Genomic DNA, 24,656 nt, shown 5'->3' on the forward strand with positions numbered 1-24,656 from the left:
CGCGACGGCTCCTGCCATGCACACAAATGTGCAACCTGCTATGTACGTCCCGGCTCGCGCTCGTACAGCTCGGCCAGGGGGGCGAGCCGGTCGGCGGGCACGTTCAGGCGCAGCCCGGCGCCGGGCTCCTCCGACCAGGAGCCGCCCTCCCAGGCCAGCTGCTCCCAGGCCACCAGCCTGCTGCCCTTGAGCCGGCGCCTGATCAGGGTCTCGACCAGCCAGGGGGCCCGGCCGCCCGGACCGCGCTCGTACCCGAAGAGCTTGCCGGTGCGGCGCGGCACGACGATGAGGCCGCTGACCCGGAACGCGTTCTGCACGCCCATCAGCAGCGGGCCGTCCTGGCACAGCCACACGTCGGCGACCCTGCCGACCGCCTCGCCGGCCGCGTCGGTCACCGTGCGACCCTTGAACCAGCTGATCCTCGGGGCGGGGCCGGCGGCGTGCACGACCTCTCCGCCGGGCCGGCGCCCGCCGCCGCTGCCGGGGATCCGGGCGATCACGTTCTCCCGCGTCCAGCGTTCGAGTGCGGGCTCGGCGAGCTCGCCGCTCACCTTGATCGCGCTGCCGATCTCGGTGACCAGGTGCATGGGGATGCGCCGGGGCTGCGGGTGCTCCTCGGGCCGGAACAGCGTGGTCACCGAGCTCATCAGCCAGCCGGGCAGGCCGCCGATGCGGGGGGCGAGCGCGAGCGGCCCGGCGAGCAGGGCCGCCACGTACGGCGGGTCGCCGGCCAGCTCCAGGTCGTCCACCTTGCACACGGGCTCGCCGTCGTCCGCGCCGACCACCTGCCGGTCGAGCAGGTGCAGGTCGGCGTGGAGCTCCCGGGCCCTCATTGGCCCGCCTTCGTGGCGATCAGCAGCGGGATCGCCGCCACCGCGACCACCGACAGCAGGATCATGTACGCGGTGCCGACGGCGTTGGTGAACCGGCTGTTGACCCGGTCGTTCATGTAGTCGGGATCGTTGGCGATCATCAGCACGGGCAGGTACGTCAACGGCAGCGCGGCGGCCGAGAACACCAGCGAGTACTCCGTCACCATGACCGGGTCGACGGTCGTCAGGATGAGCGCCGCGGCCAGCACGACCGCGACCAGCACCACGACGTGGAACCTGGCGGCGTCCCTCGGCCGCACCCGCTTGCCCCACCGCCAGCCGAAGTACTGGCTGAGCGTGTACCCCGACGACAGCGCGGTCTCCAGCGTCGCGCCGAACGTGGCCGCGAACACGCCCAAGATCGCCATCGCCAGCCCGACCTTGCCCAGCCCGACGCCCACCGGCAGCACCATCTGCGCCAGCGACTCCACCTGGATCTGCGCCGGCAGGAACACCGCGGCGGCGCAGACCATGATGGTCAGCGACAACAGGCCGCCGAGCGGGAAGCCGACGAACACATTGGCGCGGGCGGTCACCAGGTCCTGGCGCGTCCACCGCTCCTCGACGCCGCCGGAGGAGAAGAAGAACACCTCGTACGGGGTCATCGCGCCGCCGAGCAGCGCGACCGCGTAGTACCAGTAGGTCGCCGCCCCCTCGGCCTGCGGCGGCGCGGCGAGCTGGCTGCCCAGCTGCCCCCAGTCGGGGCCGAGCTGCCACGCCGCCACCCCGAACACCACCAGCGCCAGCCCGGCCAGCCCGAACACCCGTTCCATGGTCTCGAACTTGACCCGCCACATCACCAGCCAGGCGACCAGCGCCACCCCCGGCACCCACAGCAGGTAGTTGACGCCGGTGGCCAGCTCCAGGGCGAGCGACGCGCCGCCGATCTCCGCGGCCAGCGTGAGCAGGTTGATGAGGAACGACGCCCCCAGGTTGAGCAGGCCCGCCCGCGGTCCGAGCCGCTCGCGGACGAGGTCGAAGACCGGCCGGCCGGAGACCGCGGCGATCCTGCCGGACATCTCGGCGAACAGGCAGATGCCCACCACGCCGACCACCACGACCCACGCCAGCGACATCCCGAACCGGGCTCCGACCAGCGAGTTGGCCACGAGGTCGCCGATGTCCACGAAGCCGCCGACGGCGCTGAGGATGCCGAGCGTGACGGCGAAGAGCTTCTTCACCCCAGCGCCTCCAGCTCCCGCGCCGCCTGGGCGGGGTCCTTGATCCGGTCCCGGCGTACCTGGATGAGCAGGTCGTCCACCAGTTCCTCGGCCCGCTGGATGTGGTCGAGCAGCCGGTCGCGCACCTGGTCGGACCGCTCGGACGGCGGCTGGACCCCGCCGAACTGGTCGCCGACCGCGTCGAGCTCGCCGGCCGCGTCGGTGAGCACGACCTTGAGGTACGGCCTGGTGAGCCGGTGGGAGTTCTGGACGGCCAGGCGGACGACCTGGACGATGGAGGAGACGCTCTCGTCGGACTGCTCGGCCTTGAGCGCGTAGTCGTGGTCGTCCCAGGCCGGGCTCACGCAGCCGGCCGCCGCCACGAGCAGCACGAGCAGCGCCGCCATCCGCCTCATGTGCGGCCTCGCAGCAGGAAATAGGCCAGCAGCCCCAGGAGCAGCGCGAACTGCCCCCACGCGACGAGCAGCACCAGCCCTTCGTCCCTCACGGTTGCTCATTGCCCCTCTGCCCATGATCCATGCGGGACGCCGGGAATCAGACGCGCCGGCCGATGCGTTCACCCCTACAGCGCCGCAGACGCCTTGTCCCGCTCTTGTCACGAGAGGGGATCAACTAGACTTGGTGGGTCGCGACTTCGCGCGGCCGCCCCCACGACACAGAGCGAGAAGTCATCATGCCTTTGAACAGCCGCGACGACCTGCGGAACATCGCGATCATCGCGCACGTCGACCATGGCAAGACCACACTGGTCGACGCCATGCTCTGGCAGTCCGGGGCCTTCCGCGCGAACCAGGACGTCGACGACCGGGTCATGGACTCCAACGACCTGGAGCGCGAGAAGGGCATCACCATTCTCGCCAAGAACACCGCCGTCCAGCACGGCGGCATGACCCTGAACATCATCGACACCCCCGGCCACGCCGACTTCGGCGGCGAGGTCGAGCGCGGCCTCTCCATGGTCGACGGTGTGGTGCTGCTGGTCGACGCCTCCGAGGGCCCGCTGCCGCAGACCCGGTTCGTGCTGCGCAAGGCGTTCGCCGCCAAGATGCCGGTCATCCTGTGCATCAACAAGGTCGACCGCCCCGACGCCCGCATCAAGGAGGTCGTCGACGAGGTCTACGAGCTCTTCATGGACCTCGACGCCACCGAGGAGCAGATCGACTTCCCGATCGTCTACGCCTCGGCCAAGGCCGGCCGCGCCTCCATGAACCGTCCCGACGACGGCGGCATGCCCGACTCGGAGGACCTGGAGCCGCTGTTCGACATCATCAAGTCGACGATCCCGGCGCCCACGTACGACCCCAGCGCCCCGCTGCAGGCGCACGTCACCAACCTCGACGCCTCCTCCTACCTGGGCCGCATCGCGCTGTGCCGGATCCACCAGGGCGTCATGCGCAAGGGCCAGCAGGTCGCCTGGTGCCGCACCGACGGCACGATCCAGAAGGTGAAGATCACCGAGCTGCTGATGACCGAGGCGCTGGAGCGCAAGCCGGCCGAGGAGGCCGGCCCCGGCGACATCATCGCCATCGCGGGCATCCCCGAGATCATGATCGGCGAGACGCTGGCCGACCCGGAGGACCCGCGCCCGCTGCCGCTGATCACGGTCGACGAGCCGGCGATCTCGATGACGATCGGCACCAACACCTCGCCGCTGGTCGGCAAGGTCAAGGGCTCGAAGGTCACCGCCCGCATGGTCAAGGACCGGCTCGACAAGGAGCTGGTCGGCAACGTGTCGCTGCGCGTGCTGCCCACCGACCGTCCCGACGCCTGGGAGGTGCAGGGCCGCGGTGAGCTGGCGCTGGCCATCCTCGTCGAGCAGATGCGCCGCGAGGGCTACGAGCTGACCGTCGGCAAGCCGCAGGTGGTCACCAAGACCATCGACGGCAAGGTGCACGAGCCGGTCGAGCGCCTGACGGTCGACTGCCCGGAGGAGTACCTCGGCGCGGTCACCCAGCTGCTGGCCGTCCGCAAGGGCCGCATGGAGCACATGACCAACCACGGCACCGGCTGGATCCGCATGGAGTTCGTGGTCCCGGCCCGCGGCCTGATCGGCTTCCGGACCGAGTTCCTGACCGAGACCCGCGGCACCGGCCTGGTCCACCACGTCTTCGACTCCTACGAGCCGTGGTTCGGCGAGCTGCGCACCCGCAACAACGGCTCGCTGGTGGCCGACCGGTCGGGCCCGGTGACCGCGTTCGCCATGCTCAACCTCCAGGAGCGCGGCACGCTGTTCGTCTCGCCGACCACCGAGGTCTACGAGGGCATGATCATCGGTGAGAACTCGCGTTCCGACGACATGGACGTGAACATCACCAAGGAGAAGAAGCTCACGAACATGCGCTCGTCCACGAGCGAGGAGACCGAGAAGGTCATCCCGCCGCGGACGCTCTCGCTGGAGCAGGCGCTGGAGTTCATCCGCGAGGACGAGTGCGTGGAGATCACGCCCGACGCGGTCCGCATCCGCAAGGTCGTGCTCGACGCCGCCGCCCGCGGCCGCGCCGCCGCCCGCGCCAAGCGCGCCTGATTCGTTCTCCCCGCACCACGGCCGCGTGTCACCTTTTCCGGTGGCACGCGGTTTCCGTGTCAGAGGGGCCTGTCAACGGGCGGCCCGAGCACGCGCGATGGAACGCCTCTCCCGGGTCACGGTGTAAAGAAACGTGGTCATGAGACCATCTGTGATAACACCGTGACCCTATGCCATAGAACATTTCGCCATGCCGGAGAATCATCCCAATTGTGGGAAAGCTCCGGATGGCACTTTCATTCGGGCTGGCTCTGGTGTCGTTCGGGGCGATTGTTTGGTGCACCATCGCAGCCAGACCCGTGACCGGGTCCGACAGGCCCAAGAGCACCGTCGTGACCAACCCCTGGGCGGCCGCAGCCGCCCGCGCCGACCCGGCCGCCGGATGGGCCCGTACGGCCGCCACCGAGGTCTCGGTCGCCCGGGCCCGCGCGGCCGACCTCGACGCCGTCCCCGAGGGGCGGATCGACCCCCGGCAGCGCCAGGTCAGGATCACCGTCAGGCACCGGCTGGGGCTGCGTCCCGACGACCCGCTGGCCGAGGCGCTGCGCCAGGGCGGCGGCTTCCCCGGCACGCTGCCGCAGGTGACCGACTCCGGGTTCGGCGCGCTCAAGGCGGACGGCCAGAGCCTGGCGCCCACCACCCGGCTCGCGCCGCTCATCGTCTCCTCGCGGGGGCACGTCACGGCCGAGTTCACGGTGACGCTGCTGCGCCAGGTCAGGGTCGACGGGCTGCTCCGGCTCGACTTCGCCTCGCCGACCGCGCTCCCGCTGATCGTCGTGGAGCGCGCGGTCACCGTGCTGCCCGGCGAGTGGACCGTGCTGCGCGTCGAGGGCATCCAGCCGGAACGGCAGGAGCGCGGCCTGCTGCGGTTCTCCGTCGGCGCCTATCCGGTGAGCCTGACGCTGGCCCCCGGCTCCTACGGCTTCCCCGACGTCGCCGAGGAGGACGACTTCTCCTGGGCCACCGCGCTCGGCGTGCTCACGGCGTGCGCGCTGGCGGTGTTCCTGGTGCGCTCGCTCGGCCGGCGGTGGTGGCAGCGGGTGCCCAACAGGGAGCTGGTCGTCGGCCTGGCCATCGCCGCGCCGGCCCTGCTCATCCCGCTGGTCGCCGCGGAGTGGTCGCCGGTCGGGTACGTGATCCTGTTCGTCGCCGTGCCGGTGATGGCCCTGCGGCACGCCGGACGGGTGCTGCCCACCAGCCCGCCGTGGACCGGCCGGGACCTGCTCACGGTGACCGGCCTCGGCCTGCTGGTCGGGCTCGGCATGCTGAGCTGGTCGTGGCTGCACGGCCAGCTCCCCGGACGCGTGCTGCTGACCGGCGGAGCCGTCGCGGCCCTGGCGGCGGCGGGCGCGGCGGTCGGCTTCAGCGTGGACCTCGGGGTCAGGCCGGTGGTCGTCCGCCTGGCCGCGCTGTGGGCCGAGGCCGCGGTCGGGCTGCTGGCGCTGGCCCTGTGGCTGCGGGCGCTGCTGGACGGCGTGTACCCGCCCGACAGCGTCCGGCTGCTGCTGGCGCTGAGCTGGGCGATGATCCCCGTGGCCGCGGTGACCGTGGCGACCAGGCGGTGGAGCCGGAGCGCGGTGGTGGGCGCGGTCGTGGTGAGCCTGCTCGTGCAGGGCTGGCCCACGGAATGGCTGGACGCGGGGTCGTGGAGCCTGGCCGTGCCCCGCGCGGGCGTCCCGACGATCGGCAGCCTGCCGCTGGACCCGCTGGTCCGCGGGGTGCTCGGGCTGCTGCTGCTCGGGTTCGTGATGCTGGTGCTGCGGCTGTGGCGGCTGGGCTGCCGGGTGGCGGCCGTGCGCGACCCGGCCGCCGAGTCGACGATGGTCGTCGTGCTGATGGTGCTCTACATCACGCCCGGCGGCAGCACGACGCTGGCCGACATCGACGTGCCGCTGCCGCTGCTGGCGATCACCTCGCTCGTGGCCTGGCCGACCGCGCGCTGGCTGCTCGCCGGGCCGCCCGCGTCCGTCGTGGAGCCGGACACGCAGGAGGAGCACCGGCAGTTCGTCCGCGCGGCCCTGCACCGGCGCCTGCTGCTGCTCGCCGAGCAGGAGCTGTACCGCGCCGGACGGACCAGGCTGGCCGCGGACATGTCGATGGCCGAGTTCGACCAGCGGCGGCAGGCTCTGGAGTCGGCGCTGCGCGAGCACGGCCGCCATCCCGAGACCGCCTTCGCCACGGCGGCCGGCTGCACGCCCTGGCACAGCGGCGTGTCGGCGTTCACCGTCAGCCTGCTGCTGAGCCTGCCCTTCGCGCTGGTCCACGGCCGGCCGGAGGGCGCGGACCTGACCAGCTTCCTCTTCGACGGCCGCTACCTGCTCACCCTGCCCGCGTTCGGCTTCCTGTTCGGCTACTTCTACCCGTGCGTCCGGGGCACCCAGCCGATGACCAAGGCGCTGCACCTGGCCGTGGCGGCCCTGCTGACCAGCCTGGCCGGCTACCTGTCGACGCTGGTCGAGCCGGACATCGGCGCCCTCGACAAGGCGCAGGTGGTGGCCATCGTGGTGGGGCAGGTGATGATGGTCTGCGTCGGGCTCGGGCTGTTCTGGGAGTGGCGGATCATGCACCTGGCCGGCGAGCCGTGGGCCAGGGTGCGCAACCTGCGCAGCGTGCGCAGCCTGGCCGCGCCGACCCTGGCCCTGGCGCTGGCCGTGGGCATGACGGCGGCCAGCTCGGCGGCCGGGCAGACGGTCGACCGCATCCTGAAGGGCGACCAGGTCACGACGGGCCAGCGGTGACGCTCAGCGGCGCGGCAGCTCGCTGCCCCTGACGTGCGCGCACTGCCAGTCGATCAGCGCGGCGAAGTCGCGCCAGGCCCGCTCGACGCGCCCGCGCACCTCGGCCGTGTGCACCCACGGCTCCGGCTCGTGGCGCACGCCCGCGAACAGGGACCTGTGGCGCAGCAGCTCGATGCGCGGATGGTCCTCGTCGAAGCCGCGCGGCCTGGTCTTCAGCCGGTCGCCGCCGATCGTGTAGCCGGCGTCGGCCAGCCGGGCGATGATCGACTCCAGCGGCTTGCCGGTGACGTCCTCGTCCACGGCCGCGCGGTAGCGGGCGATCTGGTCGGGGGCCTGGGTGTAGCGGCCGCCGGCGACGTACAGGCCGGCGGCGCTGATCTCGACGTAGTAGCCGATGCCGGGCATCAGATCGACGAAGGCGCCCTGATGGGTCTTGTACGGCGTCTTGTCCTTGGAGAAGCGCACGTCCCGGTAGGGCCGGAAGAGTTGGGCCGGGCCGAACTCGGCGGCCAGCTCGTCGGTGAGCTCCGTCATGGGCGCGCGGACCGCGTCCTCGTAGAGGTGCTTGTGGCGGGTGAAGTAGTGCTTGGAGTTGTCCGCCTCAAGGCCCTCGTAGAAGATGAACGCCTCGTCGGGGAAGCCGGTGAAAGCCATGGCCCAAGCGTGCCATGCCGCTCACCGTGCGGTGTACGTGCGCCCCGGCGTGGGCGGGCGGCCGTACAGTTCCGAGATCGTGACGAACGTGTAGCCCTTCTTGGCCAGCGTGTCGATCACCTTCGGCACGGCCTCGACCGTGGTGGGGTGGATGTCGTGCATGAGCACGATCGACCCGGCCTTGGCGGTGTCGGCCCGCCTGACCACGGCGGCGGGCTCGCGGTGCAGCCAGTCGAGGGTGTCGACGTCCCACAGGATCTGGGCCAGGCCCTCGCGGCGGGTCTCGGCGGCGACGGCCTCGTCGGTGCTGCCGTACGGCGGGCGCATCACCCGCATCTTGACCCCGGTCAGCCGGTGGACGAGCTCGTCGGTGTGCCCCAGCTCGTTGCGCACCCCCTCGCGGGACAGGCCGGTCAGCGACGGGTGGGACCAGGAGTGGTTGCCGATCTCGTGGCCCTCGTCCACGATGCGACGGGTGATCCGGCCGCCGCTGTCGGCGGCCACCATCTCCCCCAGCACGAAGAACGTGGCCCTGACGTGGCGCTGGCGCAACAGGTCGAGCAGCTTGCCGGTGTAGGGCCCTGGACCGTCGTCGAAGGTCAGGGCCACACACTTGATCTTGCCGCAGTCGAACCGGCGGCTGCGCGGCCAGTCGGCCTGCTGCGCGATCAGCCGCTTGGCCAGGACCTCAGGACTGACCTGTGGCCGGATCATGGCGGAATGTCGGCGCGGCACCGGCTGGGCGGCGCAGCCCACGAGAACGATCAGGACGAATGGCAAAGCCCAAATGCGCATGTTTTCCCCCGAAACACCGCACGCGGGGGCCTTACGGATAGTCCTGGACCGGTCTCCCCCGTAGTTCCCTGGCCAGGTCGTCCCACCAGAGTGGGATATCCGCGTGCAGCTCCTTGTAGCGGCGCGCCACGCGCATGGCACATCCAACCGGATCCGTACCCAGATGACGACGTTTAACCGGACCTTCCTGCCAACGGTAAAAACCGTCCCTGTAGTGCACGACGAGACCTATCCAGACCGAGATGGTCGCTCCGTCCCCCACCTCGTACGCGCTGGTGACTCCCAGCCCGTGCAGCTCCGCCTGGAGTTTCTCCGCCGCCGCGCGGGCTTCGGTCACACGCCACCCCCTGCCGACGTTTCCGTACACAACAGATGTACCCAGCAACGGGCATCAGCCGTCCAAGACATGGAGTAATCATCAAACTCCGGGGAGTCACGCGCAGGCCGTTCGACGTTATTGGTCGGCTTCCGCCGTTGCGCGGCCGGGCCGCCCTTGTTACGTTTCGGCCGTGCGCCGTGAGCGGGCACAGTCGCTGAAGCACGTCGCGGTACCGTACGACTCCGATCGGGCCTTCCTCGACCTCGTCGTGCCGCGCGTGCGCACCGCGCTGGACGAAGACCGGCGCGTGCTGGTCGTCAACCGCCCCGACCGGCTGGCGCTGCTGGCCGAGGCCCTCGACGGCGACGCGCGGCGCATCGACAGCCGCCCGGCCGGCGCCTGGTACGGCCACCCCCACCGGATGCTGGCCGCCTACCACGAGTACACGCGCGGCCGGCCCACCCTGGTCGTCGGCGAGCCCGTCTGGACCGATCTCAGCGAGCCGCGGATCCAGGACCTCATCCGCTACGACTCGGTCGTCAACGCCGCCCTGGCCGCGGCCCCGTCCGTCATGTTGTGCCTGTACGACCTGCGCGACGTCCCCGAGCCCGTCCGCGAGCTCACCCCGGTCGTCCATCCCCTGGTGCTGGGGGCGGGGGGTGAGGCGGCCAGCGGGCGGTTCGTGCAGCCTCACGAGCTGGTGCTCGACGGCGACGACGCGCCGTTCCCGGAGCCGGGCCCCGGGGCCTGCCTGGTGCGGTTCACGGCCCGCGAGCTCAAGCGCCTGCGCCAGACCGTCGGCGACTACGCCAGGACGGCCGGCATGGACCGCAACCTCATCTCCTCGCTGGTGCTCAGCGTCTCGGAGATCGCCGGGAACTGCGTCGAGCACGGCGCCGGGTTCGGCACGATCACGATGTGGGTGGAGGAGCGCGACCTCGTCTGCGAGATCGCCGATCCCGGCGGGGCGCTCGACGACCCCCTGCCGGGCTACATACCGCCGGAGCCCGAGTCCCCGCGGGGGTACGGGCTCTGGATCAGCCGGCAGCTCTGCGACCGGGTGCAGCTGCGCGACGAAGGCGGCCTGTTACGCGTCCGCCTTCGCCTGTCCCTGGACTCTCCCTAGGCGGCGGCGCGGGGGGCGGGAAGGCGCACGGCGCCCTCCTCCCGCGCGTAGTCCTCCAGCATGCCGCGGAGCTGGCGGCGGCCACGGTGCAGACGGGACATCACGGTGCCGATGGGCGTCCCCATGCGCTCGGCGATCTCCTTGTACGCGAACCCCTCGACGTCGGCCAGGTAGACGGCCACGCGGAAGTCCTCGGGCAGGGAGCGCAGGGCGTTCATCACGACGCTGTCGGGCAGCCGGTCGAGCGCCTCGGTCTCGGCCGAGCGCAGGCCCGTCGAGGTGTGGGACTCGGCGGCGTGCAGCTGCCAGTCCTCGATGTCCTCGGCGGCCGACAACTTCGGCGAGCGCTGCTTCTTGCGGTAGTCGTTGATGAAGTTGTTGGTGAGGATGCGGTGCAGCCACGCCTTGAGGTTGGTGCCCTCACGGAACTGGTGATAGGACGTGTACGCCTTGGCGACCGTCTCCTGCACCAGGTCCTCGGCATCGGCGGCGTTACGGGTCAGGCGCATGGCGGAAGCGAACAGCTGCGACGTCACGGGCACGACATCGCGCTCGAACCAGTCCTGACGCTGCTCATCGGTCATAGTGATCAATTCATTCCCCCTTGCGCTATCCCCCGTTCGGCACAAGCCGCCTGACAGCGTTCCTCATCCTCGCAACTCCCAGGTAAGGGACGCGTTAGGAGAGTCCGCATAGGTCAGAAGGGGTTTGTCGTCCATCTGCTCGCGGCGTGCGTGGTCACGTCCACGGCCGGACAAGTCTCATTATCATAACACTACCCACCCAATTTCGTAGGAATAGTGGTCAGAGTCACAGGGGATAGCGTATGGACATGGAATCTGTGGACCGTCACGACACGGGGACACGTCGGTGGGTGGCGGAGGCCATCCGCAAGGTGGAGGCCGACGCCAACCGAAGTTGTGACACTCACCTGCACGTCTTTCCGCTTCCCTCGCACTGGGGCGTAAACCTCTACCTGAAAGACGAATCGGTGCACCCGACCGGTTCACTCAAGCACCGGCTCGCACGGTCCCTGTTCCTGTACGGCCTCGCCAACGGCTGGATCGGCCCGGCCACCACGATCGTGGAGGCGTCCAGCGGCTCGACCGCGGTCAGCGAGGCGTATTTCGCCCGGTTGCTCGGCCTGCCGTTCATCGCCGTCATGCCCGCGTCCACGTCGCCCGAGAAGTGCCACCTCATCGAGTTCTACGGCGGGAAATGTCACCTCGTCGCCGACCCCGGGGCGATCTATGACGAATCTCACCGGCTGGCCGCCGAGACCGGGGGCCACTTCATGGACCAGTTCACCTACGCCGAACGCGCGACCGACTGGCGCGGCAACAACAACATCGCCGAGTCGATCTATTCCCAGATGTCCATGGAACCGCACCCCGAGCCCGCCTGGATCGTCGTGGGCGCCGGCACCGGCGGCACGTCGTCCACGATCGGCCGCTACATCCGCTACCGCCGCCACCCCACCCGCCTGGCCGTGGTCGACCCGGAGGGCTCGGCGTTCTACCCGGGCTGGGTCTCCGGCGACCCCGCGGTGACGGCCTCGGGGTCGCGGATCGAGGGCATCGGGCGCCCCCGGGTGGAGCCGTCGTTCCTGCCCGGCGTGATCGACCGCATGATCGCCGTCCCCGACGCCCGCTCGATCGCCGCCATGCACTGGACCCGCGAGGTCACCGGCCTGGACGTCGGCGGCTCCACGGGGACGAACATGGCCGCGTGCGTCGAGCTCGTCAGGGAGATGCGCGAATCGGGCGTCCAGGGCAGCGTCGTCACCCTGATCTGCGACCGCGGCGACCGCTACAAGGGCACCTACGACAACCCGGAATGGCTGGCCGGCCAGGGGCTCGACCTCGAACCGCACCTGGCCGACCTGCGGGCGTTCCTGCCGCGCTGAGCGCCGGAGCCTAGGCGGCCTTGGCGGGGTCGACCGAGAAGGTCTTGGCCAGGTCGTCCAGGATGGCGTGGGCGCCCTGGACGCCCACGGCGCTCATCCAGGTCAGGTCGCTGACCTCGTGCTTGTCCCCCTTGAGCCGGCCCCACAGCGGGTTGCCGACGAACTTCTCCTTGGGGCCGTCGCTGGCCGGGTCCGGGTAGGTGGCGACGAAGATGTGGTCGGCGTCCAGGTCGGCGATGCGCTCCTGGCTGACGTCCACGGCGATGGCGTCGTCCTTGGTCGGCTGGCCCTCGGGGCGGGGGAAGCCGACGTCCTTCAGCACCACCCCGGAGTACGACTTCTCGACATAGAGCCGGACGGTGGGCTCACCGGCGAAGCGCACGATCGAGACGGTCGGCAGCTTCCCGCCCGCCTTCTCCTTGATCGCGGCCCCGATCGTGCCCGCGCGCTGCTCGAACGCCTTGATCCGGGAGTCGGCCAGGTCCTCCTTGCCCAGGGCGCGGCCCATGAGGCGCAGGTTCTCCTTCCAGATGGCGCCGGTCGTCTCGCTGAAGACCGTCGGCGCGATCTTCGACAGCTTGTCGTACAGGGCCTCGTGCCGGACCTTGGCCGAGACGATCAGGTCGGGCTTGAGCGCGGCGATCTTCTCCAGGCTGGGCTGTTCCAGGGTGCCGACCGGGGTCGCCTCCTTGCCGTACCGGGCGACGAGCGGGCCGAGGTAGTCGGGCAGCTTGGTGTCGATCGACCGGTAGGTGGTGTAGCCGATCACGGGGGTCTCCAGCGTGAGCACGGCGTCCACGAAGCTCTGGTCGAGCGCGACGACCCGCTTGGGCTGCCCGGAGATCTTGGTCGAGCCCATCGCGTGCTCGATCGTCCTGGCCGCCGGGTCGGCCGACGGCGTGGCCGCCGGCTCCGTCGAGCCGCACGCGGCCACCCCCGCCACCAGCAGCACACCGGCCAGCACCCGCCACGCTCTCATCGGAACCCTTTCTTGAAGTAAGGCGAACCTAAATTAGGTTAGCCCTGCCTAACCTGGCATACTTCACCACGATCGGGCAAACAAGGGGAGGAAACTGGTGACCGCGCTCGCGCCCCGCCTCCACGGCATCCGGCGCCGGCGGCTCGTCCTCCTGCTCCTCCTCCTCGCCGCCGTCGCGGCCGGGGTGGTGCTGAGCATCACGGTCGGCTCGAAGTCCGTACCGCCGGGCGACGCCTGGCAGGCTCTCACCGCGCCCACGGGCAGCGAGAACGACATCATCATCCGCTCGCTGCGCGTGCCGCGTACCGTGCTCGGGGTGCTGGCCGGGATCGCGCTCGGCGTCGCGGGCGCCCTCATGCAGGGCCACACGCGCAACCCGCTGGCCGACCCCGGCCTGCTGGGCGTCACGCAGGGCGCGGCGTTCGCCATGGTGGCCTCGATCATCCTGCTCGGCGCCTCCAGCCTGCTCGCCTACATCTGGTTCGGCCTGGCGGGCGCGCTGGTGGCGAGCGTGGCGGTGTTCGCGCTCGGCATGACGGGCGGCAGGGGCGGCCCCACCCCGGTCACGCTGGCCCTGGCCGGCACCGCGGTCAGCGCCCTGCTGTACGCCATGACCTCGGCCATCGTGCTCCTCGACGAGCAGGCCATGGACGTCTTCCGCTTCTGGCAGTCCGGCTCGATCGCCGCCAGGGGCCCGGACGTGGTCTGGCAGGTGCTCCCGTTCATCCTCGCCGGCCTGCTGCTCGCCCTGGTCAACGCCCCGGGCCTGAACGCCCTGTCGCTCGGCGAGGACGTCGCCCGCTCGCTCGGCCAGAACATCGCCCTGACCAGGACGGTCGGCGTCGCCGCCGTCACCCTGCTGTCGGGCGCGGCGGTGGCGGCCTGCGGCTCGCTGGCGTTCGTGGGCCTGATCGTGCCGCACCTGGCCCGGTCGCTGTCGGGCACCGACCACCGGTGGCTGCTGCCGTACTCGGGACTGGTCGGGGCGGCGTTGCTGCTGGTCGCCGACGTGATCGGCCGCGTGGTCGCCCCTCCGGGCGAGCTGGAGGTCGGCGTGGTCCTCGCGCTGATCGGCGCGCCCTTCTTCGTCGCCCTGGTCCGCCGCAGAAAGCCGGTACGGCTATGACCGCGCTCCCGCTGCGCCTCGGCGCCCTGTCCTGGCGGCTGCGCCCGCGCGCCGTCGCCGTCGGCGTGACCGGCCTGGCGCTCCTGGTCGTGCTCATGGCGCTGAACATGCGCATCGGCGACCTCCCGATGAGCCTGGCGGAGGTGCTCCAGGGCACCTTCGACGTCAACAGCCCGGCCCACTTCGTCATCATGGAGCTGCGCCTGCCGCGCGCCCTGACCGGCGCCCTGGTCGGCGCCGCGCTCGCGCTGTCCGGCGCGATCATCCAGTCCATCGCCCGCAACCCGCTGGCCAGCCCCGAGATCCTCGGCGTCACGACCGGCGCCTCGGTCACCGTCGTGGCCGGCGTGGTGGCCAGCGGCAGCGTCTACGGCGGCACCAGCGGCCTGCTGGCCGACCTGGGCATCCCCGCGCTCGCCCTGCTCGGCGGCCTGCTCGGCGCGTCCGTCGTCTACGGCCTCGCCTGGCGGCGCGGCCTGGACGGCTACCGCCTGGTCCTGGTCGGCATCGGCGTGGCCGCCGTGTTCACGAACGTGAAGTTCTGGCTGCTGACCGTCGGCGACGTCAACGACACCGGCCGGGCCATGGTCTGGATCAGCGGCTCGCTCAACGGCCGCGGCTGGGAGCACGTCGTGCCCGTGGCGCTCGCGCTGGCGGTGCTCGTCCCGGCCACCCTGCTCGGCACCCGCTCGCTCGACGCGCTGCGCTTCGGCGACGACGTGGTCACCGCCCTCGGCGTGCGCGTGAACGCCGCCCGCGCCCTGCTGATCCTGGCCGCCGTGCTGCTGGCGGCGGTGGCCACCGCCTCGGCCGGGCCGATCGCGTTCGTGGCCCTGGCCGCGCCGCAGATCGCGCTCCGGCTGACCCGCTCGGCCCGGCCGCCGCTGCTGTGCTCGGCGGTCACCGGGGCCGCGCTCACCGCGGGCGCCGACCTGATCGCCCGGACCGTCTTCTCCCCGATCGAGCTGCCCGTCGGCATCGTCACGGCCGTGCTGGGCGCACCGTACCTGATCCACCTGATCTGGAGGGCACGCAAATGAGGCTGCAGGCCGCGGGCGTCAAGCTCGGCTACGGCGACCGGACCATCGTGGACGGCCTCGACCTGGGCGTCGAGGCGGGCACGGTGACCACCATCATCGGCCCGAACGGCTGCGGCAAGTCCACCCTGCTGCGCGCGCTCGGCCGCCTGCTCAAGCCCCAGGGCGGCCAGGTGCTGCTGGACGGCAAGCGCATCGACGCCATCCCCACCCGCGAGGTGGCCAAGATCCTAGGCGTGCTGCCGCAGGCGCCCTCGGCCCCCGAGGGGCTCACCGTGGCCGACCTGGTCGCCAGGGGACGGCATCCGCACCAGACGTGGTACCGGCAGTGGTCCTCCGACGACGAGTCGGCCGTCGCCGCGGCGCTGACCATGACCGGCCTGGCCGACCTCGCCGAACGCCCGCTCGACGAGCTGTCGGGCGGCCAGCGGCAGCGGGCGTGGATCTCCATGGCCCTGGCCCAGGGCACCGACCTGCTGCTGCTCGACGAGCCCACCACGTTCCTCGACCTGGCCCACCAGGTGGAGGTGCTGGAGCTCGTCCGGCACCTGCACGAGCAGGCCGGCCGCACGGTCGTCATGGTCCTGCACGACCTCAACCTGGCCGCGCGCTACGCCGACCGGCTGGTGGCCATGCGCGCCGGCAAGGTCGTGGCCGCCGGCGCCCCGCACGAGGTGCTGACCGAGGAGCTGCTGCGCGAGGTGTTCGAACTGGACGCGAAGGTCATCGAGGATCCGGTCGCCGGGACGCCTCTCGTGGTGCCGATCGGGCCGCTCGCAGCCGCGCGAGGCTGACCCGGCGCATCGGCGACAGCGCCACGCCCGCCGCGATCGCCAGCCAGCTCACCCCGGCGAAGGCCATCAGCGCGTACGCGTTCCGCACCGCCGACTCGAACACCCCCGTGACCAGCGAGGCGATCGGGATGGAGAAGAACGCGATCATCCTGGCCGTGCCGAGCACCCGTCCGAGCAGGTGGTCGGGGACGAGCAGCTGGCGGACGGTCATGCTCGCCACGATCGAGGTCCCGGCGGCCGCGAACTGCCCCATCCAGGCCAGCCCGATCAGCACCGGCCCCCTGGCCGGGATCATGGCCAGCATCGACAGGCCGCCGGCCACGATGGCCCAGCAGATCAGCGGGCCCGGCCGGCACCTGGACACCAGCCTGCCGCCCAGCACCGCCCCGAGCACCGCGCCCACCCCCTGGAAGGCGTAGACGACGCCGATCTCCCCGGGCGTGAACCCGTGGTACGAGCTGAGGTAGTACACCAGCCCCGCCAGCAGCAGCCAGACGCCGAAGTTGCAGGCCGCGGCGGACAGGGCGGTGGTGAGCACCACCCGGTCGCCGCCGGTCAGGAAGCGCAGGCCCTCGCGCATGTCGGCGACCACCGACCGCCCCCGCACCGCCGCAGCGGCCGCGGGCGCGGTCCTGATCAGCGAGATCAGCAGCGCCGACAGCAGGAACGTGCCCGCGTCGGCGTAGACGGCCACCTGGTAGCCGAAGTTCACCACCAGCGCGCCGCCGATCACCGGCCCGGCCATGTTGACCGCGTGCTCGCCGATGTGCAGCCGGGCGTTGGCCTGCGGCAGCCGCGCCACCTCCACCAGCGAGGGCACGATCGACCGGAACGCCGGCTGGTAGAGCGGGTCCACGCAGGCCAGCAGGAACGCCACCACATAGATCGGCCACAACCGGGACACACCGGCCGTGACCAGGACGGCGAGCACGACGGTGACGGCCCCCGACGCCAGGTCGCCCAGCACCAGCACCCGCCGCCGGTCGAACCGGTCGGCGATCACCCCGCCGAACATCCCCAGCAGCAGGTACGGCAGGTACTCGGTCACGTAGACCAGCCCTGTGCCGAGCGCCGACCCGGTCAGGTCGTAGACGAGCAGCGGCAGGGCCAGCCGGTAGATCCAGGTGCCGAGCGAGGAGGCGAGGAAGGCTCCCAGGAGGAGCCAGTACCGGCCGCACATCTCCTCACCCCTCGGCCAGCGCCCGCCCGACGTCCGGATCGCCGGGGGCCAGCTCGGCGGCTCTGAGCAGGTCCTGTCTGGCCTCCCTCGCCCGTCCCAGCTCCCGGTGGACCATCGCCCGGTTGAACAGCAGCTCGGCCGTCTCCGTCAGCTTCAGCGCGCGGGTCAGGTCGGACAGCGCGCCGTCGGGGTCGCCGCGTTCGAAGGCGAGCACGGCCCGGCTCCCCCACGCGGCGGCCAGGTCGGGATCGAGCTCCAGCGCGGCGTCCAAGGCCGCGTACGCCTCCGGGTGGCGGCCCTGGGCCGTCTCCACCTGGCCGAGCACGCAGAGCAGGTGGGCGTCGCGCGGCCGGAGCGCGAGGCCGCGCTCCACGTCCTGCCTGGCCTGCTCGTACTCGCCGTGGAGGGCGAGCAGGCCGCACCTGTTCACGTACGCGGGCGCGAAGTCGGGGTCGAGCTCCAGCGTGCGGTCGAGGTCGGCGCGGGCGCCGTCCAGGTCCCCGGCCGCGAACCGCAGCTCCGAGCGGTTGTAGTACGCCTCGGGGAAGGGCGGGCTGAGCCGCATGACGGTCTCGTAGTCGGCCAGGGCCTCCTCCGGTCTGCCCAGCTTGTTCAGCAGGTTGCCCCGGTCGAGGTAGTAGTCCGGATAGCCGGGATCGGCGTCGATCGCCGCCGTGTAGTCGGCCAGCGCCTCCTCGTGCCGGCCGGCCCCGGCCAGCAGCTGCGCCCTGTTGGCGCGCAGCACGAGCCGGTGGACCGGGTGCTCGTCCGCCAGGTGCTCGTCGGCCAGGGCGATGGCCTGCTCGACCAGCCGCAGCGCGGCGTCCGGACGGCCGGCGCGCAGCTCCACCAGGGCCTTGCCGTTGAGGTCGAAGCCGAGGTGGAAGGCGCGTTCGCGGGGGTCGGGCAGCAACGACGTGATCGTGACGGCCTCGTTGATCCACGCCATCGCCTCGCCGGGGTCGCGGCGGGCGGGGTCGTGGTGGCGTACCAGGATCATCGCGGTGGCGTAGGCGATGGTGGCCCGGTGCTTGGGGTCGGTGCTGAGGCGCCTGGCCCGGTCGTAGAGCTCGCGGGCCTCCTCCTCGCGCTCCACCGCCTCCAGGGCCGCGGCGACGCGCTGCACGAGGGTCCGCCACCCTTCGGGGTCGTCCTCGTACGCCATGCCGCGCAGCGCCTCCGTGCCCGACTCCACCATCGCGTGATGGAAGCCCTCGTCGCGGTAGCGGTCGAAGTCGGCGCACAGCGGGCCCTCGCCGGGCGACGACGGGCCCTCCTCGACGCGCAGCAGCCCCGGGTCGAGCCGGCGGCGCAGCACCTCGACCAGCTCGCGGTCGGTGTGGTCGGCCTCGCCCAGGTTCGACACGACGAGCGTGAGCGGCCCGGTGACGGCCAGCAGCTCGCGGACGAACTCGGCCAGCCCGTTGGCGATCCTGAGGCTGCGCCGCGCCCCCGGGATGAGGATGCGCTGCCCCCTCGGCAGGTCGTCGGCCAGCGAGCGCCTGCGCACCGGCACGAGCGGCCGCAGGCGGGGCGCCGCGACCCGGAGTTCCACGTCGTAGGCGGCGACCAGGTCGGGCCGCCGGTCGAGCGCCTCGGGGACCAGAAGGTCGAGCAGCGCGGCGGCCAGCGTGTACGGCCCGGCTGCCCGGCGGTCGGCGTCCAGGGCGATCGTCCTCACGACCGCCCCTTTCCCAGCGGTCGGCGTTCCCGCGTGGAAACGCCGACCCAGAGACAGGTCAAATGCCGTGTCGCGGCGAGGCGAGCGTGGAGGGCCTGACAGTCCCGGGACGATGGACGACGATCTTCTTCATGGGCATCCCTTACGTGATCGCGGATAACCCGAACATGTCAGCACAAAGCTAACTAGCGACTCAAGACTTTTCTGGTAAGGGCCATTTCGGCATGAATTAGGACATGACCGATAGACGGGGTCAGTCGCCCAGGATCGCGTCCACGAAGACATCCGGGTCGAAAGGCGCCAGATCGTCGGGCCCCTCGCCGAGCCCCACGAGCTTGACCGGCACGCCCAGCTCGCGCTGCACGGAGATCACGATGCCGCCCTTGGCGGTGCCGTCGAGCTTGGTGAGCGCGATGCCGGTGATGTTGACCACCTCGGCGAACACCTGGGCCTGGCGCATGCCGTTCTGGCCGGTGGTGGCGTCGAGGACGAGCAGCACCTCGTCGACCGTGGCCTTCTTCTCGATGACCCGCTTGACCTTGCCCAGCTCGTCCATCAGGCCGGTCTTGGTGTGCAGGCGGCCCGCGGTGTCGACGATGACGACGTCGACCTTGTCCTCGATGCCCTTGGCCGTGGCGTCGAAGGCCACCGAGGCCGGGTCGCCGCCCTCCGGCCCGCGCACGGTCTCGGCGCCGACCCGCTCACCCCACGTCTGGAGCTGGTCGGCCGCCGCCGCGCGGAAGGTGTCGGCCGCGCCGAGCACGACCGTCTTGCCGTCGCCGATGAGCGAGCGGGCGAGCTTGCCGGTGGTGGTGGTCTTGCCCGTGCCGTTGACGCCCACGACCAGCACCACGGCAGGCCGCTCGCCGTGCTTCTGCACGTGCAGGCTGCGGTCGAGGTCGGGATTGACCTGGGCGAGAAGCTGCTCGCGCAGCAGGCCCCTGACCTCGGCGGGCGTGCGGCTGCCCAGCACCTTGACCTTGGTGCGCAGCTCCTCGACCATCGCGCGGGTCGGGGCGACGCCCACGTCGGCGGTGATCAGGCTCTCCTCGATCTCGTCCCAGACGTCGTCGTCGAGCCGGTCGCGGGACAGCAGCTCCAGCAGGCCGCGGCCGAGCGCGCTCTGCGAACGCGCCAGACGCGAGCGCAGCCGCACCATCCGCCCAGCGGACGGCGGCGGCACCTCGACCTCGGGGGCGATGACCATCGGCTCGGCCGGCTGGACCGGCGGCGGCACCGTGGTGACCGCGCCGTCGGCCTCCTCGACCGGGCCGGCGGGCCGCTTCTCCTCCTCGGGAAGCGGCGGCGCCTCCGGCGGCGGGACGGGCGGCGCCGCCTTGCCACCCGGCCTGAACAGCAGGAAGAGGCCGCCGGCCGCCAGCAGGGCGACGACGGCCACGATCACTATGACGCCGAGGTAACCATCCACAAGATGTCAGTTTTCCAGATCGACCGGCATGGTCATGCCCAAGGCACACGGATGATGACAGGCCGGATCAGGCGGATTCGCGCTCCCGCAGACGCTGGCTGACCACCTGCGTCACGCCGTCGCCGCGCATCGACACGCCGTACAGGGCGTCGGCGATCTCCATCGTGCGCTTGTTGTGGGTGATGACGATGAGCTGGGAACTCTGCCGCAACTCCTCGAACAGGGTCAGCAGCCGCTGGGTGTTGGTGTCGTCGAGGGCGGCCTCGACCTCGTCCATCACGTAGAAGGGCGAGGGCCGCGCCTTGAAGATGGAGATCAGGAACGCCACCGCGGTCAGCGAGCGCTCGCCGCCCGACAGCAGGGACAGCCGCTTGACCTTCTTGCCCGGCGGCCTGGCCTCGACCTCGATGCCCGTGGTGAGCATGTCGGTGGGGTCGGTGAGCACGAGCCGCCCGTCGCCGCCGGGGAAGACCCGGGTGAAGATCTGCTCGAACTCGCGGGCGACGTCCTCGTAGGCCGAGGCGAACATCAGCTCGACGCGGTCGTCGACCTCCTTGACCACGGTCAGCAGGTCGCGCCGGGTCTTCTTGAGGTCTTCCAGCTGCGAGGTCAGGAAGGCGTGGCGCTCCTCCAGCGCGGCGAACTCCTCCAGCGCCAGCGGGTTGACCTTGCCGAGCTGGGTCATCTGCCGCTCGGCGGCCCTGGCCCGCTTCTCCTGCTCCTCCCGGACGTACGGGACCGGCGGGTCGCCCGGGACGGGCGCGTCGGGGCCGTACTCGGAGACCAGCGCCTCGACCTCGACGCCGAACTCCTCCATCGCCCGCTCCTGGAGCTGCTCCAGCCGCAGGCGCTGCTCGGTGCGGGCCACCTCGCTCCCGTGGACCCGGTTGACCAGCTTGTCGAGCTCCTGGCCCAGCTCGCGCACGCGCACGCGGACCTGCTTCAGCTCGGCGTCGACGGCGACGCGGGCGAGGTCGGCGTCGTCGCGCTCGCGGGAGGCGAGCTGGATCGACGAGGCGAGCGCCCCGAGCACCTGCCTGGCGCCCTTGCTGACCGCCTCGGCCAGCACGGCCTGCCGCCTGCGCCTGGCCCGCTGAGCGGCGGCCTGGGCGCGTTCCTGGCGCTCGCGCTGGGCGGCCCGCAGCAGGCCGTCGGCACGGCCCTCGATGCCCTTGACGCGCTCCTCGGCGGTGCGCACCTGCAGCCGGGTGTCCATCTCGCGCTGCCGGGCCGTCTCGCACGTGGCGGCCAGGTCGTCGCGCAGGTCGGTGGTGGGCTCGGTCTCCAGCTCCTGGGCGTACTCGGCCTCGGCCAGCCGGATCTCCAGCTCGGCCAGCTCCTCCAGCCCCTCGGTGCGGGAGTCCTGGGCCGCGGTGACGCTGCGGGCCAGGCGTTCGGCCTCGGCGTGCGCGGCGTGCGCGGCGGCCTCCAGCTGGGCCAGCCGCCTGGCCGCCGCCGCGTTGCGCTGGTCGGCCTCCCGCTGGCGGGCCCTGACCTGGTCGAGCACGCCCTGCGCGGCGCTCACCCCGGCCTGGGCCGCCGTCACCGCGCTCTGGGCCTCGTTGACGTGCGCCTGGGCCGCCTCGACGGCCGTCTGGGCCGCCTGCTCGGCCTCGATCGCCTGGTCGAGCGCCTCGGCCGTCGCCTCCGCCGTGGCCTCGGCCACCCGCAGGTCGTGCACGGCCTCGTCGAGCGCCGCCCGCACCTGCAGGACGGAGGTGCCGCCGGCGGACCCGCCACCGGCCAGATGGGCCCCGAGCACGTCGCCGCCCTCGGTCACCACCCGCAGCTCGGGACGCCGTCCCACCAGCTCGCGGGCCGCTTCGAGGTCGGCGACCACGACGACCTTCGCCAGGACGTGGTCGAGCGCCGGCCGCAGCTCGTCGGGCACGGTGACCAGATCGGCGGCCCACCGCCCGCCGTCCGGCGGGGCGGGCCGGGATCGAGCAACCTGGGAGTGGTGCGCGGTGTCCGAAACTCCGGTCTCGGCCACCAGCAGCGTGACCTGCCCCGCGTCGGTGCTGCGCAGCAGGCCGAGCGCCTCGACGGCGGTGTCGAGCGTCTTGACCGCGACGGACTCGGCGACCGGGCCGAGCACGGCGGCGACGGCCAGCTCAGCGCCCGGCGTGACCTGCATCGAGGCGGCCAGCGGGCCCAGCACCCCGGCCAGGTCGGCGTCGAGCAGCGCGGCGCCGCCGTCGCCCTTGGCCAGCCCCAGCTCCAGGGCGTCGCGGCGGGCCCGCAGCGCGGCCACCGAGCGCTGGGCCTCCTGGTCGGCGGCGCGGGCCGTGGTGACCCCCGCCTTGGCGGCCTGGACGGCGGCCCGCGGCGCGCCGAGCCCGGCCTTGGCCTCGTCGGCGGCCACGCGGGCCGCGTCGGCTGCGGCCCTGGCCTCCTCGACCGCGGCCTGCGCGGTGGCCAGCTCCTCGGCCAGCGCCGGATCGGCCGCCGGCTCCTCGGCCCGCTCGTTCTCCAGGTCGGCCAGGGCCTGCCGTTCGCGTTCGGCGGCGTCGGCCACGGCCTTCTCCAGCCGGCCGATCTCCTCCTCGGCCGCGCGTGCCCTGCTGCGCACGGAGTCGACCTGGCCGCGCAGCCTGGCCAGGCCCTCGCGGCGGTCGGCGGCGGCACGGGCGGCCATCGCCAGGCGCCGCTCCTCCGCGCCCAGCTCTGCCTCGGCCGCGGCCCGCCGCTCGACGGCCTCCGCCAGCAGCTCCTGGGCGTGTTCGAGCTCGGCCCGCAGGATCTTTTCCTGCTCGCGCGCCTCGCCCGCCTCGCGTTCGAGGTCTTCGGGGTCGCGGCCGCGGCGTTCGATGGCGGCGGCGTCGAGGGCGTGGCGGTGGCGTTCGGCGGCGAGCTGTTCCAGGCCGGTGATGCGCTCGCGCAGGGAGGAGAGCCTGAAGAAGGTCTCCTGGGCGGCGCTCAGCCGGGGCTGGGTCTCGGCCTCGGCGGCCTCCAGGGCGGCCTCGCGCTGCTGGCCCTCGGCCAGCTCGGCCTCGACCTGGTTGCGCCGGGCGGTGACGGCGGCCTCGTCGGCGGCCTCGCGTTCGAGCGTGGCGCGCAGGATGCACAGGTCGTCGGCGAGCAGCCGCAGCCGGGCGTCGCGCAGGTCGGCCTGGATGACGGCGGCCTTGCGGGCGATCTCCGCCTGGCGGCCGAGCGGCTTGAGCTGGCGGCGCAGCTCGGTGGCGAGGTCCTGCACCCGGGTGAGGTTGGCCTGCATGGAGTCGAGCTTGCGCAGCGCCTTTTCCTTGCGCTTGCGGTGCTTGAGCACGCCCGCAGCCTCTTCGATGAAGGCCCGGCGGTCTTCGGGCCCGGCGTGCAGCACGGCGTCGAGCTGGCCCTGGCCGACGATGACGTGCATCTCGCGGCCGATGCCCGAGTCGGACAGCAGCTCCTGGATGTCGAGCAGGCGGCAGGTGTCGCCGTTGATGGCGTATTCGCTCTGCCCCGACCGGAACATCAGCCGGCTGATCGTGACCTCGGTGTAGTCGATCGGCAGCGCGCCGTCGGAGTTGTCGATGGTCAGCGTCACCTCGGCCCGGCCGAGTGGCGGCCTGGAGGAGGTGCCGGCGAAGATGACGTCCTCCATCTTGCCGCCGCGCAGCGACTTGGCGCTGTGCTCGCCCATGACCCAGGCCAGGGCGTCGACGACGTTGGACTTGCCCGAGCCGTTGGGGCCGACGACGCACGTGATGCCGGGTTCGAGGCGAAGGGCGGTCGCGGAGGCGAAGGACTTGAAGCCGCGCAGGGTGAGGCTCTTCAGGTACAAACGCCGACCCTCCTCCCCGGCCTCGGCTGAACGGGCTTCGGAAAAGCCTACTGGTCTCGGCCGCCGCTCGTGGGCATGTCGATGACCAGCGCTTTTTCACCAGGGAAAATAACAAGGGACGCCTCTTCGAGACGTCCCTGGGTCTTGCGCTCCGATCACTCTCAGGTGAGTGCCGGCTCGCGCTCCTGCAAGCGACTGAGCGCTTCGTCGCGGGTTTGCGCCGCAAGAGCGTCATTCGTGGCCTGAAGTCGGATGAGTTCTGCCTCCAGATCCCGGATACGCTGCTGCAAGCGGCGCATCTCCGAGACCATCCGAGGGTCAGGACCGCCGACGTGGCCGAGTAGAGCCTTCGCCATGGTAAAGGGTCCTCCACGCTGAGTGACCAGACTGGTTCGCGCACTTCTATTCCGCGGGAGGGGTGCGCGTGGTACTTAACAAGAGTCGCACCGGCAGTGTGGGCGGTCAAGTCGATCCAACCGCAACGCCCTACTGATAGGCACTCCCGACATACAACTATACCCTATTTGGGCCGTTTAGCAAAAGCGA

At 71.8% G+C, this 24,656-nt stretch carries 20 protein-coding genes; 7 read left to right on the plus strand and 13 right to left on the minus strand.

Annotation, left to right across the window (positions count from 1 at the left end; translation table 11 throughout):
- Nucleotides 1–38: 38 nt before the first annotated feature.
- The 3 genes from ACFYUV_RS22170 to ACFYUV_RS22180 are packed head-to-tail and all read right to left on the minus strand — an operon-like array spanning nucleotide 39 to nucleotide 2,448.
- Complete coding sequence (locus ACFYUV_RS22170; protein ID WP_387670964.1) at nucleotides 39–833, minus strand: hypothetical protein; 795 nt, start codon at nucleotides 831–833, stop codon at nucleotides 39–41.
- Complete coding sequence (locus tag ACFYUV_RS22175; protein WP_387670966.1) at nucleotides 830–2,053, minus strand: NRAMP family divalent metal transporter; 1,224 nt, start codon at nucleotides 2,051–2,053, stop codon at nucleotides 830–832. The genes ACFYUV_RS22170 and ACFYUV_RS22175 overlap by 4 nt, the downstream gene beginning before the upstream one ends.
- A complete protein-coding gene (locus tag ACFYUV_RS22180; protein ID WP_387670968.1) occupies nucleotides 2,050–2,448 on the minus strand; it encodes a hypothetical protein in 399 nt (132 codons plus the stop codon). Before ACFYUV_RS22180 ends, ACFYUV_RS22175 begins: the two co-directional genes overlap by 4 nt.
- A 278-nt stretch (nucleotides 2,449–2,726) precedes the next feature.
- Here ACFYUV_RS22180 and typA point away from each other — a divergent pair, with 278 nt between their 5' ends.
- Complete coding sequence (typA, locus tag ACFYUV_RS22185) at nucleotides 2,727–4,577, plus strand: translational GTPase TypA (protein ID WP_387670969.1); 1,851 nt, start codon at nucleotides 2,727–2,729, stop codon at nucleotides 4,575–4,577.
- 299 nt (nucleotides 4,578–4,876) lie between these two features.
- Nucleotides 4,877–7,315: a hypothetical protein gene (locus tag ACFYUV_RS22190; protein ID WP_387670971.1), complete on the plus strand. Its 2,439-nt coding sequence runs from the start codon at nucleotides 4,877–4,879 to the stop codon at nucleotides 7,313–7,315.
- 3 nt (nucleotides 7,316–7,318) lie between these two features.
- Here ACFYUV_RS22190 and ACFYUV_RS22195 read toward each other — a convergent pair whose 3' ends face one another.
- The 3 genes from ACFYUV_RS22195 to ACFYUV_RS22205 all read right to left on the minus strand — a co-directional run bounded on the left by ACFYUV_RS22195 (nucleotide 7,319) and on the right by ACFYUV_RS22205 (nucleotide 9,101).
- Nucleotides 7,319–7,969, minus strand: a complete 651-nt coding sequence (locus ACFYUV_RS22195) for a DUF2461 domain-containing protein (protein WP_387670973.1) — start codon at nucleotides 7,967–7,969, stop codon at nucleotides 7,319–7,321.
- A gap of 21 nt (nucleotides 7,970–7,990) precedes the next feature.
- Nucleotides 7,991–8,683, minus strand: a complete 693-nt coding sequence (locus ACFYUV_RS22200; protein WP_387670975.1) for a polysaccharide deacetylase family protein — start codon at nucleotides 8,681–8,683, stop codon at nucleotides 7,991–7,993.
- 112 nt (nucleotides 8,684–8,795) lie between these two features.
- Nucleotides 8,796–9,101, minus strand: a complete 306-nt coding sequence (locus tag ACFYUV_RS22205) for a hypothetical protein (protein ID WP_352324847.1) — start codon at nucleotides 9,099–9,101, stop codon at nucleotides 8,796–8,798.
- A gap of 172 nt (nucleotides 9,102–9,273) precedes the next feature.
- Here ACFYUV_RS22205 and ACFYUV_RS22210 point away from each other — a divergent pair, with 172 nt between their 5' ends.
- Nucleotides 9,274–10,209 carry an anti-sigma factor RsbA family regulatory protein gene (locus ACFYUV_RS22210; protein WP_387670977.1) on the plus strand — a complete coding sequence of 312 codons (936 nt, stop codon included), beginning with the start codon at nucleotides 9,274–9,276 and terminating at the stop codon, nucleotides 10,207–10,209.
- On the opposite strand, the gene ACFYUV_RS22215 is transcribed toward ACFYUV_RS22210, so the two are convergent.
- Nucleotides 10,206–10,793: a sigma-70 family RNA polymerase sigma factor gene (locus tag ACFYUV_RS22215; protein WP_352324845.1), complete on the minus strand. Its 588-nt coding sequence runs from the start codon at nucleotides 10,791–10,793 to the stop codon at nucleotides 10,206–10,208. The two genes, ACFYUV_RS22210 and ACFYUV_RS22215, sit on opposite strands and share 4 nt — an antisense overlap.
- Nucleotides 10,794–11,041: 248 nt before the next feature.
- On the opposite strand from ACFYUV_RS22215, the gene ACFYUV_RS22220 reads away from it, so the two are divergent.
- On the plus strand, nucleotides 11,042–12,115 hold the full coding sequence (locus ACFYUV_RS22220) for a PLP-dependent cysteine synthase family protein (protein ID WP_387670979.1): 1,074 nt from the start codon (nucleotides 11,042–11,044) through the stop codon (nucleotides 12,113–12,115).
- 10 nt (nucleotides 12,116–12,125) lie between these two features.
- On the opposite strand, the gene ACFYUV_RS22225 is transcribed toward ACFYUV_RS22220, so the two are convergent.
- Nucleotides 12,126–13,094 carry an ABC transporter substrate-binding protein gene (locus tag ACFYUV_RS22225; RefSeq protein ID WP_387670980.1) on the minus strand — a complete coding sequence of 323 codons (969 nt, stop codon included), beginning with the start codon at nucleotides 13,092–13,094 and terminating at the stop codon, nucleotides 12,126–12,128.
- Nucleotides 13,095–13,191: 97 nt separating this feature from the next.
- Between ACFYUV_RS22225 and ACFYUV_RS22230 the strand changes: the two genes are divergently transcribed.
- The 3 genes from ACFYUV_RS22230 to ACFYUV_RS22240 are packed head-to-tail and all read left to right on the plus strand — an operon-like array spanning nucleotide 13,192 to nucleotide 16,051.
- Nucleotides 13,192–14,220: an iron ABC transporter permease gene (locus ACFYUV_RS22230; RefSeq protein ID WP_358288477.1), complete on the plus strand. Its 1,029-nt coding sequence runs from the start codon at nucleotides 13,192–13,194 to the stop codon at nucleotides 14,218–14,220.
- Nucleotides 14,217–15,260 carry a FecCD family ABC transporter permease gene (locus ACFYUV_RS22235; RefSeq protein ID WP_387670982.1) on the plus strand — a complete coding sequence of 348 codons (1,044 nt, stop codon included), beginning with the start codon at nucleotides 14,217–14,219 and terminating at the stop codon, nucleotides 15,258–15,260. Before ACFYUV_RS22230 ends, ACFYUV_RS22235 begins: the two co-directional genes overlap by 4 nt.
- Nucleotides 15,257–16,051 (plus strand): ABC transporter ATP-binding protein, encoded by a 795-nt coding sequence (locus ACFYUV_RS22240; RefSeq protein WP_358288482.1) that lies wholly within the window; start codon nucleotides 15,257–15,259, stop codon nucleotides 16,049–16,051. The genes ACFYUV_RS22235 and ACFYUV_RS22240 overlap by 4 nt, the downstream gene beginning before the upstream one ends.
- On the opposite strand, the gene ACFYUV_RS22245 is transcribed toward ACFYUV_RS22240, so the two are convergent.
- The 5 genes from ACFYUV_RS22245 to ACFYUV_RS22265 all read right to left on the minus strand — a co-directional run bounded on the left by ACFYUV_RS22245 (nucleotide 15,981) and on the right by ACFYUV_RS22265 (nucleotide 24,466).
- Nucleotides 15,981–17,231 (minus strand): MFS transporter, encoded by a 1,251-nt coding sequence (locus ACFYUV_RS22245; RefSeq protein WP_387670984.1) that lies wholly within the window; start codon nucleotides 17,229–17,231, stop codon nucleotides 15,981–15,983. The two genes, ACFYUV_RS22240 and ACFYUV_RS22245, sit on opposite strands and share 71 nt — an antisense overlap.
- 4 nt (nucleotides 17,232–17,235) lie before the next feature.
- Nucleotides 17,236–18,912, minus strand: a complete 1,677-nt coding sequence (locus ACFYUV_RS22250; RefSeq protein ID WP_387670986.1) for a tetratricopeptide repeat protein — start codon at nucleotides 18,910–18,912, stop codon at nucleotides 17,236–17,238.
- Between the two features lie 253 nt (nucleotides 18,913–19,165).
- Nucleotides 19,166–20,341, minus strand: coding sequence for a signal recognition particle-docking protein FtsY (gene ftsY / locus ACFYUV_RS22255; RefSeq protein WP_358288490.1), 1,176 nt, complete (start codon nucleotides 20,339–20,341; stop codon nucleotides 19,166–19,168).
- A 67-nt stretch (nucleotides 20,342–20,408) separates the two neighbouring features.
- Nucleotides 20,409–24,110, minus strand: coding sequence for a chromosome segregation protein SMC (gene smc, locus ACFYUV_RS22260; protein WP_387670988.1), 3,702 nt, complete (start codon nucleotides 24,108–24,110; stop codon nucleotides 20,409–20,411).
- Between the two features lie 161 nt (nucleotides 24,111–24,271).
- Nucleotides 24,272–24,466 (minus strand): hypothetical protein, encoded by a 195-nt coding sequence (locus tag ACFYUV_RS22265; protein WP_026214481.1) that lies wholly within the window; start codon nucleotides 24,464–24,466, stop codon nucleotides 24,272–24,274.
- Between the last annotated feature and the right edge of the window lie 190 nt (nucleotides 24,467–24,656).

It is taken from the genome of Nonomuraea sp. NPDC003560 (genome assembly GCF_042878785.1).
Classification (GTDB): domain Bacteria; phylum Actinomycetota; class Actinomycetes; order Streptosporangiales; family Streptosporangiaceae; genus Nonomuraea.